The sequence below is a fragment of the Nocardioides sp. Z21_20 genome, from assembly GCF_059766585.1.
Genome location: NZ_JCBAJX010000002.1, coordinates 562,797 through 574,574, shown reverse-complemented (window position 1 = coordinate 574,574; position 11,778 = coordinate 562,797). Strand labels below are relative to the sequence as shown.

Sequence of the window (11,778 nt, the reverse complement as noted above, 5' to 3'; positions counted from 1 at the left end):
AAGCACGCCGCCAGCGTTCGTCCTGAGCCAGGATCAAACTCTCCGTTGAAAAACAACACACAACCAACCACCCCAAAGAGCAGCCAGCCGTGAAAAAAGAGCCACATCCCAGCAAGAACAACCACTGACAATTATCACTAACTGTCAGACATAATCCTTGCCAAAGAAATCATCAACCACCAAAGGTGATCGACGAGGCATCAAACTAATTCGTCGACTAATATGACACACTGTTGAGTTCTCAAACATCACACGCTCTCGACGTTCGGCCTCTCGGCCTCCCTGTCGGGGCTTGTCCTACTTTACTTCGGACTTTCCCGCTTTGCAAACCGGCCCGTTTTCGTTTTCCGCACCCAATTCAGGGTGTGGAAGCTCGAAAACTCTTGCGGCTATTCGGCGTGAATCTCCGTGGAGAATCTTGCCTTACAACCGGCCGACAAGCAATTCGGGAGAAAGTCCCCGTCCGGGCCGCTTTTGGACATGACACCGCAATGGCGCCGCGACCTTTGCGCGAACAAGACGGCCACCCCTGGCTTGGGCTGCGACTCCTGATCGGACCCGCACCCGCCGCACTGGGGGCAACCCGGAGAACACTACGTGCCGACCCCCTCGGGAGCAAGTCCACGAGACGTGACCTCGGTCTCCCCCGGGCCCCCGATCAGCACCCATCGTTCAGGCCACCTGAAACGGCCGTTCAGCGCCTGTTGCGGGGAGGCTGGCGAGCCACGCGCTCGTTGCCGTGCCGGTAGTTCCCGGTCCGGGTCATTCGCCTCTCACCCGCACCCTGGCTCAGGCGGAGGTGGTGCGTGGCAGCGAGGGCACCGCGGTGTTCGCCCGAACAGCAACTGAAGGTCGCTGCCGGCATCCGTCAGCCAATCGCCGACTTCGTTGCCGCCCATCCCGGGACCCGGCTGCTCGAGGCGTGCTTCATGGAGATCCAGCAGGCCGTGGGCACCACGCGGACCCGCAGCCCCCAGACGCTCGGATTCCTGCACGCCTTCGTCGAGGACCTGAAAGCCACCGGCTTCATCGCCGAGGCGCTCGTCCGATCAGGTAGGCGCGACGCGACAGTCGCCCCGCCCGCCGCATGAGCACGGCGCAGACGGATTGCTAGTGACGGGGCAGAGAACGCACGTGAGCCGCTCCGACGGTGTCGGAGCGGCTCACGATCAAGAGGGCGAACGCGTGGAGCTGGCGGGAATCGAACCCGCGTCCTCGAGCGTCGTACCAGGGCTTCTCCGGGTGCAGTTCGTGATGCCGTTTTCTCAGCCCCGGTGCTCCCACGAACAGGTCACCGACAGGCTCAGTCAGGAAAAAGTCCCGATCAACACCCCTGACGTGCGTTGATCAGCAAGCCTCCTAGATGAGGCCGGCTACTGGAGCGGAGGCGCCCCCAGACCGACCCTTCGATCACTGCTCAGGCAGCGAGAGCGAAGTTACTGCGCTTGGTTTCGGCAGTTATTGGTTTCCAGCGATCGTTAACGAGATAACGCTGGCTCCTCGACCCGCTTCCCCTGGGACTAACGTCCCAAGTCGAAACCGATCAGCCCCTCTTGAGTTGTCGAACTGCTGGGCAGTCTACGGGATGCAGCAAGCAGGCGCTGCAGGTTATTCCCCGGACGGTGTCCCCAGCAGCGCGGCCGCGTTGTTCCAGCACACCGCACGCAGCCACTCCTCCCCCAGCCCGAGCCGCTCCAGGCCGCGCAGCTGCTCGAGGTAGGCGTAGGGGATGTTCGGGAAGTCCGAGCCCAGCAGCACCTTGTCGCCGAGGTCGCCCAGGCGCGCGACCAGGTCGGCCGGGTAGGGCCCGCCCATCTCCTCGAAGAAGGCGGTGAACGCCATCGTGGTGTCGAGGCGGACCCGCTCGTGGCGCTCGGCGAGGTCGAGGAACTCGGCGTACTCCGGCGCCCCCATGTGGGCGATCACCAAGCACAGGCGTGGGTGCCTGGCCAGCAGCTCGGCGACCGGACCGGGCCCGGTGTGCTCGGTGGGGACGGGCCCCGACCCGGCGTGCAGCACCACCGGCGTGCCTGCCTCCGCGAGCACCCCCCACGCGGCGTCCAGCAGCGGGTCGGTGACGTGGAAGGCGCCGACCTGGACGTGGACCTTGAAGACCTCGGCCCCCTGCGCGATGCGGCGCTCGACGTACGCCGCGGCGCCGGGCTCGGGGAAGAGCGTCGCGCAGTGCAGCGCCTCGGGCACCCGCGCGGCGAAGCCGGCCGCCCAGTCGTTGAGGAACTCCGCCATCTGCGGCTTGTGGGCGTAGGGCAGGGCGGTGAAGCGGCGTACGCCGAGCGCGCGCAGCGTGTCGACGAGAGCGTCGTCGGTGTCGCGGTAGCGCAGCGGCCAGGGCCGGCCGATCAGCGGGCCGGCCGCGTCGAACTCCGCGCGCACCTTGGCCGTCACCCGCGGCGGCAGGAAGTGGGTGTGGATGTCGAAGAGCCCCGGCAGCGCGAGGTCGCGCCAGAAGGCGCGGGTGGCCTCCAGCGGCTCGTCGGCCACCGTCAGTCCATGCCCTTGAGGTGGCGACCCAGCGCCGCCTCCTTCTCCCGGTTCGCGGTGCGCTCGGCGATCGTCTGGCGCTTGTCCCACGACTTCTTGCCCTTGGCCAGCGCGATCTCGATCTTGGCGCGGCCGTCCTTGAAGTAGATCGACAGCGGCACCACGGTCAGCCCCTTCTCGTTGACGCGGCGCTCGATCTTGTCGATCTCCTGGCGGTTGAGCAGCAGCTTGCGCTTGCGGCGCGCGGAGTGGTTGGTCCACGTGCCCTGGCTGTACTCGGGGATGTGGACCCCGTGCAGCCACGCCTCGCTCGCGTCGATCTCGACGAACCCGTCGACCAGCGACGCGCGCCCGGCGCGCAGCGACTTCACCTCGGTGCCGACGAGCACCATGCCCGCCTCATAGGTGTCCTCGATGTGGTAGTCGTGGCGAGCCTTCTTGTTCTGCGCGACCATCTTGAGGCCCTGCTCCTTGACCATGCACCCATTCTCTCAAGTCGTGGCAAGCCGGTTGATCAGAGCCAGTTCATCGGGTTGGTCGCCCTGCCGTTGACCATCACCGTGTAGTGCAGGTGGCAGCCGGTCGACCAGCCGGTGTTGCCCACGTAGCCGATCACCTGGCCGCGTTGGACGCGCTGTCCGGGGCTCACGACGTAGCGGGTGGCGTGGTTGTAGATGGAGGCCAGACCGACGCCGCGGACCAGTCCGTGGTCGAGGATCAGGCGATTGCCGTAGGCGGTCTGGTAGTAGCGCGAGGCGACCCGGCCGTCGGCGGCGGCGTACAGCGCCTGCCCGCAGCCCGCACCGAAGTCGGTGCCGTCGTGCAGGGACTGGTAGCCGTAGATCGGGTGGGTGCGCATCCCGTACGACGAGGTGACCGAGGCGCCGCGCACGGGCCAGCTCAGGTATCCCCCGGGGTTGCCGACCGGTCCACCTCCGCCCGCCTGGCGGCGCGCCTGCGCGGCCCGGCGGCGCAGCATCTCCGAGATCCGCTCCTCCTGGCGCTCGAGGCGCTCCAGGACCTGGCGGTCCCGGGCCTTGACCCGGTTGGCCTGCTGAGCGGCGGTGCGCTGGCTGACGACCTTGGACCGCACGCTGGCGGTGGCCGCCTGCGCCTGCTGGGTCACCTCGGTCATCGTGACCAGGTGCTCGGCGGCCGCCTCACGCTGGGTGGCGACCTCGTCGCGGGCCCGCTCAACCGTCTTCTCGCGCACCCCGAGCAGCACCTCGGTGGCACGCAGCTCGTCGTAGGCGCGGGTCTCGTTGCCCACGATCACGTCACGGGCCCGGGCACCACGAGTCAGGTCGGTGGGGTCCTCCGCGCCGAGCGCCGAGGCGAAGGCCAGCAGCTCGGGGTCGCCCTCCTTGTAGAACGACGTGACCACGCCGGAGACGACGCCGCGCTGGTCCTCGAGCTCGCCCCGGCTGGCCTTGAGGGCCGAGCGGGCGCTGACCAGACGGCTCTGCGCACGGGCCAGGGCCGCCTTCATCTGGGCGTCCTTGACGCGGGCCTCGCCGAGCCGGACCCGGGCCTTGGCCTGGGCCGCGCGGGCCTCGGCCAGGGCGCTCTGGGCGGCGCCGAGCCGGGCGGACGCCCGGCGCCAGGCGGCGCTGGACTCCTCGAGGTGGTCGTGGGCGCGGTCGATCTGCTTCTCGACCTTGCGCTGCTTGCCCGTGAGGTCGTCAGGGGCGGCTGCGGAGGCGGAGGAGAGGCTGGAGATGGAGGCTGCGGGGGACGTGAGCGCGCCAAGCGCCAGAGCCAACGCTGCGGTAGCAGCGGGCAGGCGACGGTGCGCGGCACGGGGGAAGGATCGCACCGGTAGACCTTCGGTTGTCACGAGAATATGGACGCGACGACCGTAACCGAGCGGAGTCAGACTTTGAGGTATTTGCGGGTCAGCACGAGTGTCGGAAGCAGCGTGAGCACCGGGCCGAGCGCGGCCACGGCCAGAACCGCCCACCAGTACTCCTCCATGCCGATCCACGGCATGAACTTCAGCGAGTCGCCGGCGCGCTCGTGGATCCCGAAGTACATGAAGCCCCCCAGCGCCCCGGCGGCCAGCGCCACCCCGATCAGCGCGGTGACCACGGCCTCGAGCAGGAACGGCAGCGCGATGTAGAGGGTGGAGGCGCCGACCAGGCGCATGATGCCGATCTCCTTGCGCCTCGCGAAGGCGGCCAGCCGGATCGTGTTGCCCACCAGCAGCAGCGCGGCGAGCACCAGGAACGCGGCGGTGCCCAGCGCTGCCCACTGCAGGGCGTTGATGGAGCCGTAGATCGGCTCGAGGACGTCGCGCAGGTCACGGATGCCGGAGACGCCGTCGAGGCCCTGGACGGCGCTGACGACGCCCTCGTACTCGTCGGGGTCCTTCAGCTCGATCCAGATCGACTCGGGCATCGCCTCGGCCGTGGCGGCCGGGTTGGGTCCATCGAACTTGTCGGGGCCGAGCAGCTCCTTGACCTTCTCGAAGGCCTCCTCCTTGGACTCCACGTGGGAGCCGGCGACCTCGGGGCTCTCCTCGATCTTGTCCAGGATCGCCTCCTTCTGCACGTCGGTCACCTCCCCGGCACAGGCCGGGTTGTCGTCCTGCGCGGTGCACAGCCAGACCGTGATCTGGAGCTGGCTGCCCCAGTGGTCGGCGGCCTTGGTGGCCTGCTGGTTGAGCAGTACGCCGAGACCGACGAGGGTGAGCGAGACGAAGAGCGTGAGCACGACCGCGATGTGCATGGACAGGTTGCGGCGCAGGCCCTGGCCGAGCTCGGAGAAGACGTAGCGGAGCTGCATGGAGGAGAGACTCTCTTCGGGGGGAAGGGACGATCAGTTCTGGAAGCCGTAGACGCCCTGGGCCTGGTCACGGATGACGTGGCCGTCCTCGAGCTCGATCACGCGCTTGCGCATCTGGTCGACGATGCCGGCGTCGTGGGTGGCCATCAGCACCGTGGTGCCGGTCCGGTTGATCCGGTCCAGCAGCTTCATGATGCCCACCGACGTCGTGGGGTCGAGGTTTCCGGTCGGCTCGTCGGCGATCAGGATCATCGGCCGGTTCACGAACGCCCTGGCGATCGCGACGCGCTGCTGCTCGCCGCCGGAGAGCTCGTCGGGCAGCCGATCGCCCTTGCCCTCGAGGCCGACCAGCTCGAGGGTCTCGGGGACCAGCGCGTTGATCTCCTTGCGGGGCTTGCCGATCACCTGCAGGGCGAAGGCGACGTTCTCGTTGACGGTCTTGTTGGGCAGCAGCCGGAAGTCCTGGAAGACCGTGCCGATGTCGCGGCGCAGCCGGGGCACCTTCCAGCTCGCGAGCCGGTTGATCTCCTTGCCTGCCACGTACACCCGGCCGCTGGTGGGCCGGGTCTCACGCAAGGTCAGGCGCAGGAACGTCGACTTGCCCGAACCGGAGGCGCCGACCAGGAAGACGAACTCGCCCTTGTCGACATCGACCGAGATCTGGTCGAGCGCGGGGCGGCCCTGGCCGGGGTAGGTCTTGGTGACCTTCTCGAAGCGAATCACTGGGCCGAGAGTAGCCGAGAGACGGTCGCGATCCCCGCACCCGCGCCCTCTCGGAGAGCCTCAGCGACGTATGTTTGGCCACATGCCCCGCGTCCTGTCCGCCCTCGCCTGCCCGGCTCTGCTGAGCCTGGTGCTGGCCGGCGTGTCCGGGTGCACCGGCGGCGCTGACGACGCGCCGAGCGCGGAGGCCAGCGCGGTGAGCACGCCGTTGCGCGACCTCGACACCACCACGCTGGCGGTGCCTCGCGCCGAGTTCTGCGACGCGATCCCCCCGGCGGCCGTCGAGGAGGCGCTCGGCGACCCGGTCGACGCCACGGCGCGCTACGGCAACGGTGACACCGCCCAGCTGACCGACGGCGTCGAGGACGTCTCGCACGAGCTCGGCTGCGTGTTCACCGCCGAGGACGGGGCCCAGGCCCGGGCGTGGGTGTTCGTCCCCCCGGTCACCCAGGCGCGCGCCAGGCGGCTGGTCCGCGAGCTGGGCCGCGCGCAGGGCTGCCGGGTGGTCGCGGACGCCCCGGCGTTCGGCGCCCCGAGCCTCGCCCGGGTGTGCGACGCCGCGGGCGATAGGCCTGCCGAGGCGTCGTTCCGCGGGCTGTTCGGCGACGCGTGGCTGACCTGCTCGGTCTCCGAGCCGGGCGCCGAGGCCGACGCGCTGCTGGAGCGCGCCGACGCGTGGTGCGTCAACGTCGCCACCAGCGTCGCCGGCTGAGCCGCGACTAGTTCGCCTCGGCCTTGTCCATGCCGCGACGCCAGCGGATGCCGGCCTCGAGGAACGGGTCGATGTCGCCGTCGAAGACGGACTGCGGGTTGCCCGACTCGTAGCCGGTGCGCAGGTCCTTGACCACCTGGTAGGGGTTCAGCACGTAATTGCGCATCTGGTCGCCCCACGACGCCTGGACGTCGCCGCGCAGGCCGTCGAGGTGGGCCTTCTCCTCGGCCTTCTTCAGCGCGAGCAGCTTGGCCTTGAGCACGACCATGGCGCTGGCCTTGTTCTGCAGCTGGCTCTTCTCGTTCTGGCAACTGACCACCGTGCCGGTGGGGATGTGGGTCAGCCGGACGGCGGAGTCGGTGGTGTTGACCGACTGGCCGCCCGGGCCGCCGGAGCGGTAGACGTCGACGCGGATCTCCTCGTCGGGAACCTCGATCTCGTCGGTCTGCTCGAGCACGGGGACGACCTCGACGGCGGCGAAGCTGGTCTGGCGCCGGCCCTGGTTGTCGAAGGGGCTGATCCGCACCAGGCGGTGGGTGCCCGCCTCCACCGAGAGCGTGCCGTAGGCGTACGGCGCGTGGATGGCGAAGGTGGCGGACTTGAGCCCGGCCTCCTCGGCGTAGGAGGTGTCGAAGACCTCGACCGGGTAGCCGTGCTGCTCGGCCCAGCGGATGTACATCCGCATCAGGGTCTCGGCGAAGTCGGCCGCGTCGACGCCGCCGGCGCCGGCGCGGATCATCACCAGCGCCTCGCGCGCGTCGTACTCGCCGGAGAGCAGGGTGCGGACCTCCAGGCCGTCGACGGCCTTGGTGATCTTCTCCAGGTCACGGTCGACCTCGGCCAGCGAGTCGGCGTCGCTCTCGTCCTGGGCGAGCTCGACCATGATCGCGAGGTCGTCGATGCGCTCGCTGAGCTCGACGAACCGGTCGACCTGCCCCTGGAGCAGCGAGAGCCGCCCGGTCACCCGGGTCGCGTTGGCCTGGTCGTCCCACAGGTCGGGTGCGGCCACCTCCTCGCCGAGCCGCCCGATCTCGACGCGCATCGCGTCGATGTCGAGCACCTGCTCGATGGTGTGCATCGTCGCCTGGAGCTGCTTGATCTTCTGGTCATAATCGGGGCCTGCCACGTCAACCAAGGTTACGTCACTTCGGCTAACAGTCGGCCCGTGCCGGTGCGATGGGGGTGGATGGGACTGTCTGGGCAAGCGTCACCCCCATCGCCGACGGAACGTGGGGCGCCCCCCGGTGACCGGCAAGTAACTGGAGATTCCCGTGCACCTGGTGCGTGCGATCCTCCAGTTACCTGCGGGTAGGCGCAGCGGGCGGCGGGCGGCGGGCGGCGGGCGGCGGGCGGCAAAAGTAGCGCCGACTCGCGCCCACTCGGGTGCGAGGTAGCGCCGACTCGCGGGTTTCGGCGCGGCGTCAGCTGGCGGCGTGCGGGACCGGGCAGGCCGAGGGGAAGGTGCCGAGCTGCTCCACGTCGTACCCGTCGGGGTAGCTGCGGATCCAGGACAGGTCCTCGATCGCCTTGCCCCGCACCCGGGCGGGGAAGAGCCGGAGCACCTTGCCGCGCGCCCGGAGCGCGGCCCGCGAAGCCCGCACCACGGGAGCCGCGGGCTCGTCGTAGCGGAACGCGGTGAGCAGCGGACGGTCCATCAGCGACCGGCTGAACACCTCGACCGCACGCGCGGCGAAGGCGGGATAGAAGGTCTGCATCAGCGCCATCGTCGAGTCGGCGACCTCGCGGGCGCCCCGGTCGAAGGCGAAGTGCTCCACCTCGTAGGCGTCCATGAAGTCGGCGAAGCCGGCATAGGTCTCGGGGATGTCACCGATGTTCATGTGCCGACCCAGGCGGCGGTAGTAGTTGACCGACGCTCGCACCTCGTTGTCGCTCAGCGGCCGCTTGCCGTAGTCGTCGAGCCAGCGCTTGGGGACGACCACGAACGTCGAGAGCACGTAGAGCATCTCGTGGTCGGGGATGTCGTAGCTGCGGTGCATCTGATTGATCCGCCGGATCGCGGCCCGCGCGCGCGGGTCCTCGAAGCCGTGGCGGACCGGCGGCTCGAGCAGCAGCGCGGTGTCGTCGTAGCGCTTCTGCACCTGCCCGGTGAACTGGCCGGTCTCGAACAGCAGCCGGCCCACCCCGGGTACGGCGTAGGTGCGGAAGAGGGCGAAGCTCAGCGCCTGGTTCATGTCCCAGGGGAACTCGTGCATCACCACGTTGCGATAGATCTCGACGTAGTCGCGCTCGGGGTCGAGGGAGTCGTTGAGGACCTTCCAGTGATCGCGCTTCATCGCGCCAGACTAGAGCGGACGCTCTACTCCGTAAAGGGGTCGGCGAGGGCGCTCGATACCCTGTGGCCGTGCGCGCCCCTCTGCAGTCTCGAAGCTCGTCCTCGGCGGACCGGATGCTCGACGCCACGCTGGACCTGCTCGCCGCGGGTGGCCTGCAGGCGGTCACCGTTGCGGCGGTCGCCCGGGCGGCCGGGACGTCCAACGGCTCGCTGTACCACCGTTTCCGCGACCGCACCGGCCTGCTGCTGGCCGTTCAGGAGCGCGCACTGAGCGCCATCGAGGAGAGCACCGCGGCGGCCTTCGCGCGCGCCGACGCCGAGCCCGACGACGAGCGGGCGCTGGCGCTGCTGGCCCGCGAGGCGCTCGGCATCTTCGCCGAGCACCGGGCCGCGATGCGGGCGTTCCTGGTCGAGGGCCAGGGCACCGGGGACTTCACCGAGCGCAACCTGCGCAGCAGCCGGCTGCTCGCCGGCGCGGTGGTGGGCTGGCTGCAGCAGCGCTTCGGCGCGACCGCGCCCGACGCCGAGGCGGCCTGGCGGATCCTCTTCGCGCTGGGCGCCTCGCAGGCCCTGTTCGAGGACGACCAGGCCACCGCCTCCCCCGGCACGCTGGGCGGCGACGACTTCGCGGACGCGGTCGCGCGCGCGGTGGCGGCCGTCGTACGCCGCTGAGGGCGCCCGGGTTCGGCGGCTGCCTCAGCGCTTCGCGCCGAGGACCTGCGCGACGTACCAGCGGCCGCCCCGCTTCACCGCTCCGATGCCGACGAGTCGGTGGCTCGGGTTGAGCAGGTTCTGGCGGTGCCCGGCCGAGCGCATCCAGCCGCGGTTCACCACGGCCCTGCCGTTGGGGTAGCCGACCGCGACGTTCTCCCCCACGCTGCGCAACCCGCACGCGCGCAGCACCCGGGTGAGGTCCTGGTGGAAGATCCGCCGCTGCCGCGCCATCTTCAGCGCCTGCCGGTCAGCCTGGCGCTCGAGGCAGCGGTTGACGACCAGGGCCCTGGGGCCGCGGCGTTGGCGCTGCCGGTTGGTCGCCTTGACGGCCTGGTTCTCGTAGCGCTCCGGGGTCAGCGTGGTGCGCTCCTGCGTGGCCTGGGCGGGCGTGGTCGACGTCGGGACCAGCAGCGTCGCTGCCGTCAGGGCCAGGATCACGCCGAGCTGCTTGCTGGGGAACAACGTCCCTCCTTGGTTGGAGCGAGTGCAGCGTCCCATCGTGGCAAGCCCGCGCACCCTGCCCAACCCCCACCGGCGCCGAGGGTGGGACGCGCCACACTCAGCGCTCGATGGTCACCACCGCCGATCCCTGGGCGCCGATCGTGGCGCTGCCCGGGGAGCCGGGCAGGCTCAGCGGCAGGTCCAGCGGGGCCCGGATCTGGACCACGATCCGCTCCGCGTCCGCGCGCACCTGGTAGGTCAGGCCCGGGTAGCGCCGATAGGCGTCGGTGGCGCGCAGGTAGTCGGCGACCGCGGCCCGCGCCCCGGGGGCGGCCTGGGCGAGCCGGTCGTCGGCGAGCCCGGTCGTGTACGTCTCCTGACCCCGGGCGCCACCGTCGGCACCGTGCAGGGCGGCGCCGTCGGCGAGGGTCGCGAGCCCCTGACGCTGGAGGTAGGCGGCCGAGGCGTCGACCACCACGGCGACGGCCAGCAGCAGGATCGTCACGAAGCCGATGATCATCAGCGACGTCTGACCGCGCTCGTCGCCGGAGCTCGAGCGGCCCATCTCAGCGCTCCTGGAACTGGCCGACGGGCACGGAGTGGGTGGCGTCGAGGCGGAACGTCGGGGCGCCGCCACCGAACAGGGCGGGCGCCAGCGGGAGCCTCACCTGCGAGTCGATGCGCACGGTGATCACCGAGGTGCCGCTGTGGCAGTCGCCCGGGTCCGGACGGCAGCTGACGTGGAGGTCGAGCGGTGCGTCCTGGAGGCCTTGGTCCGCGAGCGCACGACGCGCGACCGACCGGGCGTCGCGCTCTCCGGCCGCGTCGTTCTCGGCCAGCGCGTAGGCGCGGGCGGCGGCCCGCGAGGCCGCCGTGACCGCGAACGCGCCGCGCTGCACCTCGAAGACCGAGAGCATCAGGTAGACCAGCGGCACCAGCAGCAGGAGCCCCAGCCAGATCAGCTCGACCAGCGCGCTGCCCTGCTCGCCGCGCCGGCGGCTCACCGCTCCTCCTCGACCGCGTGCCCGCTAACCTCCAGCGCGACGCCCGGACCCCACAGCCCCAGCGGCGGCACCGAGGCGCGCACCGTCACCACCACGCCGGGGGCGCCGTCCACCGACGTCTGCCGGGCCGTGACGTCACTGGCGTAGCGGCCCGAGAGCGCCCCGGTGATCTCCGCCCGGGTCCGCGCCGCCCCGTCCGCCGGGCCGGCGTCGAGGGTGCCGGCGTGACGGGCGCCCTCCGAGGCGGCCGAGGCGAGCGTGTTGCGCACGTGCAGGACGAGCCCGACCTGCAGGATCCCCAGCACGAGCGGGACGAGCACGACCATCACCAGCACGAAGTCGACCACCGCGGACCCCTGCTCGTCCGTCCCGGCCTGTCGGCCGGCCCCGGACACGCTCAGCCGCCGCCGACGCCGGCGAGCGCGCTCTTGAGCATCTGGTTGAGCTGGGGCCGGGCGATGGCGAGCAGACCGCCGACGAGACCGGCGGTCATCACCGTGATCATCACCCAGCCCGGCACGTCCCCGCGCTCGTCGCGCTCGGGTGCCCTCGGCAGGCTCAACAGGACGTAGAGGCGGGTCATCGCCAGCGAGATCGGGTCCATG

At 70.4% G+C, this 11,778-nt stretch carries 15 protein-coding genes and 1 other RNA gene; 3 read left to right on the top strand and 13 right to left on the bottom strand.

Going from position 1 to position 11,778, the window contains the following annotated elements:
- The first annotated feature begins 929 nt into the window (after positions 1-929).
- Positions 930-1,091 carry a hypothetical protein gene (locus AC6EH9_RS06480; RefSeq protein ID WP_498421677.1) on the top strand — a complete coding sequence of 54 codons (162 nt, stop codon included), beginning with the start codon at positions 930-932 and terminating at the stop codon, positions 1,089-1,091.
- Between the two features lie 92 nt (positions 1,092-1,183).
- On the opposite strand, the gene ssrA is transcribed toward AC6EH9_RS06480, so the two are convergent.
- The 6 genes from ssrA to ftsE form a co-directional block, all read right to left on the bottom strand.
- Positions 1,184-1,551, bottom strand: a transfer-messenger RNA (tmRNA) gene (gene ssrA / locus AC6EH9_RS06475).
- 57 nt (positions 1,552-1,608) lie between these two features.
- Positions 1,609-2,502: an amidohydrolase family protein gene (locus AC6EH9_RS06470; RefSeq protein ID WP_498421676.1), complete on the bottom strand. Its 894-nt coding sequence runs from the start codon at positions 2,500-2,502 to the stop codon at positions 1,609-1,611.
- Between the two features lie 2 nt (positions 2,503-2,504).
- Positions 2,505-2,981 (bottom strand): SsrA-binding protein SmpB, encoded by a 477-nt coding sequence (smpB, locus tag AC6EH9_RS06465; RefSeq protein ID WP_498421675.1) that lies wholly within the window; start codon positions 2,979-2,981, stop codon positions 2,505-2,507.
- Positions 2,982-3,016: 35 nt separating this feature from the next.
- On the bottom strand, positions 3,017-4,318 hold the full coding sequence (locus AC6EH9_RS06460) for a M23 family metallopeptidase (RefSeq protein ID WP_498421674.1): 1,302 nt from the start codon (positions 4,316-4,318) through the stop codon (positions 3,017-3,019).
- Between the two features lie 56 nt (positions 4,319-4,374).
- On the bottom strand, positions 4,375-5,286 hold the full coding sequence (gene ftsX, locus AC6EH9_RS06455) for a permease-like cell division protein FtsX (RefSeq protein WP_498421673.1): 912 nt from the start codon (positions 5,284-5,286) through the stop codon (positions 4,375-4,377).
- Positions 5,287-5,319: 33 nt separating this feature from the next.
- On the bottom strand, positions 5,320-6,009 hold the full coding sequence (gene ftsE / locus AC6EH9_RS06450) for a cell division ATP-binding protein FtsE (RefSeq protein WP_498421672.1): 690 nt from the start codon (positions 6,007-6,009) through the stop codon (positions 5,320-5,322).
- Between the two features lie 82 nt (positions 6,010-6,091).
- Between ftsE and AC6EH9_RS06445 the strand changes: the two genes are divergently transcribed.
- On the top strand, positions 6,092-6,721 hold the full coding sequence (locus AC6EH9_RS06445) for a hypothetical protein (RefSeq protein WP_498421671.1): 630 nt from the start codon (positions 6,092-6,094) through the stop codon (positions 6,719-6,721).
- A gap of 7 nt (positions 6,722-6,728) precedes the next feature.
- On the opposite strand, the gene prfB is transcribed toward AC6EH9_RS06445, so the two are convergent.
- Together prfB and AC6EH9_RS06435 are read right to left on the bottom strand one after the other, a co-directional pair.
- The gene (gene prfB, locus AC6EH9_RS06440; RefSeq protein ID WP_498421670.1) at positions 6,729-7,847 is read right to left on the bottom strand and encodes a peptide chain release factor 2; all 1,119 of its coding nucleotides are present in this window, start codon (positions 7,845-7,847) and stop codon (positions 6,729-6,731) included.
- A 295-nt stretch (positions 7,848-8,142) separates the two neighbouring features.
- Positions 8,143-9,015: an oxygenase MpaB family protein gene (locus tag AC6EH9_RS06435; RefSeq protein ID WP_498421669.1), complete on the bottom strand. Its 873-nt coding sequence runs from the start codon at positions 9,013-9,015 to the stop codon at positions 8,143-8,145.
- 68 nt (positions 9,016-9,083) lie between these two features.
- On the opposite strand from AC6EH9_RS06435, the gene AC6EH9_RS06430 reads away from it, so the two are divergent.
- Positions 9,084-9,686 (top strand): TetR/AcrR family transcriptional regulator, encoded by a 603-nt coding sequence (locus AC6EH9_RS06430; RefSeq protein WP_498421668.1) that lies wholly within the window; start codon positions 9,084-9,086, stop codon positions 9,684-9,686.
- Positions 9,687-9,710: 24 nt separating this feature from the next.
- On the opposite strand, the gene AC6EH9_RS06425 is transcribed toward AC6EH9_RS06430, so the two are convergent.
- From AC6EH9_RS06425 to AC6EH9_RS06405, 5 genes are all read right to left on the bottom strand, one after another.
- The gene (locus AC6EH9_RS06425; RefSeq protein ID WP_498421667.1) at positions 9,711-10,190 is read right to left on the bottom strand and encodes a CAP domain-containing protein; all 480 of its coding nucleotides are present in this window, start codon (positions 10,188-10,190) and stop codon (positions 9,711-9,713) included.
- 97 nt (positions 10,191-10,287) lie between these two features.
- On the bottom strand, positions 10,288-10,734 hold the full coding sequence (locus AC6EH9_RS06420) for a pilus assembly protein TadG-related protein (protein ID WP_498421666.1): 447 nt from the start codon (positions 10,732-10,734) through the stop codon (positions 10,288-10,290).
- A gap of 1 nt (position 10,735) precedes the next feature.
- Positions 10,736-11,173: a hypothetical protein gene (locus AC6EH9_RS06415; protein ID WP_498421665.1), complete on the bottom strand. Its 438-nt coding sequence runs from the start codon at positions 11,171-11,173 to the stop codon at positions 10,736-10,738.
- Positions 11,170-11,520 (bottom strand): TadE/TadG family type IV pilus assembly protein, encoded by a 351-nt coding sequence (locus tag AC6EH9_RS06410; protein WP_498421664.1) that lies wholly within the window; start codon positions 11,518-11,520, stop codon positions 11,170-11,172. Before AC6EH9_RS06410 ends, AC6EH9_RS06415 begins: the two co-directional genes overlap by 4 nt.
- Positions 11,521-11,570: 50 nt before the next feature.
- Complete coding sequence (locus tag AC6EH9_RS06405) at positions 11,571-11,777, bottom strand: hypothetical protein (protein ID WP_498421663.1); 207 nt, start codon at positions 11,775-11,777, stop codon at positions 11,571-11,573.
- Position 11,778 lies beyond the last annotated feature (1 nt).

Coding starts and splice junctions, on each gene's coding strand:
- AC6EH9_RS06420 (WP_498421666.1), bottom strand. CDS start 10,734: ATGGGCCGCTCGAGCTCCGGCGACGAGCGCGGTCAGACGTCGCTGATG.
- AC6EH9_RS06435 (WP_498421669.1), bottom strand. CDS start 9,015: ATGAAGCGCGATCACTGGAAGGTCCTCAACGACTCCCTCGACCCCGAG.
- AC6EH9_RS06480 (WP_498421677.1), top strand. CDS start 930: ATGGAGATCCAGCAGGCCGTGGGCACCACGCGGACCCGCAGCCCCCAG.
- AC6EH9_RS06405 (WP_498421663.1), bottom strand. CDS start 11,777: ATGGACCCGATCTCGCTGGCGATGACCCGCCTCTACGTCCTGTTGAGC.
- smpB (WP_498421675.1), bottom strand. CDS start 2,981: ATGGTCAAGGAGCAGGGCCTCAAGATGGTCGCGCAGAACAAGAAGGCT.
- ftsX (WP_498421673.1), bottom strand. CDS start 5,286: ATGCAGCTCCGCTACGTCTTCTCCGAGCTCGGCCAGGGCCTGCGCCGC.
- AC6EH9_RS06445 (WP_498421671.1), top strand. CDS start 6,092: ATGCCCCGCGTCCTGTCCGCCCTCGCCTGCCCGGCTCTGCTGAGCCTG.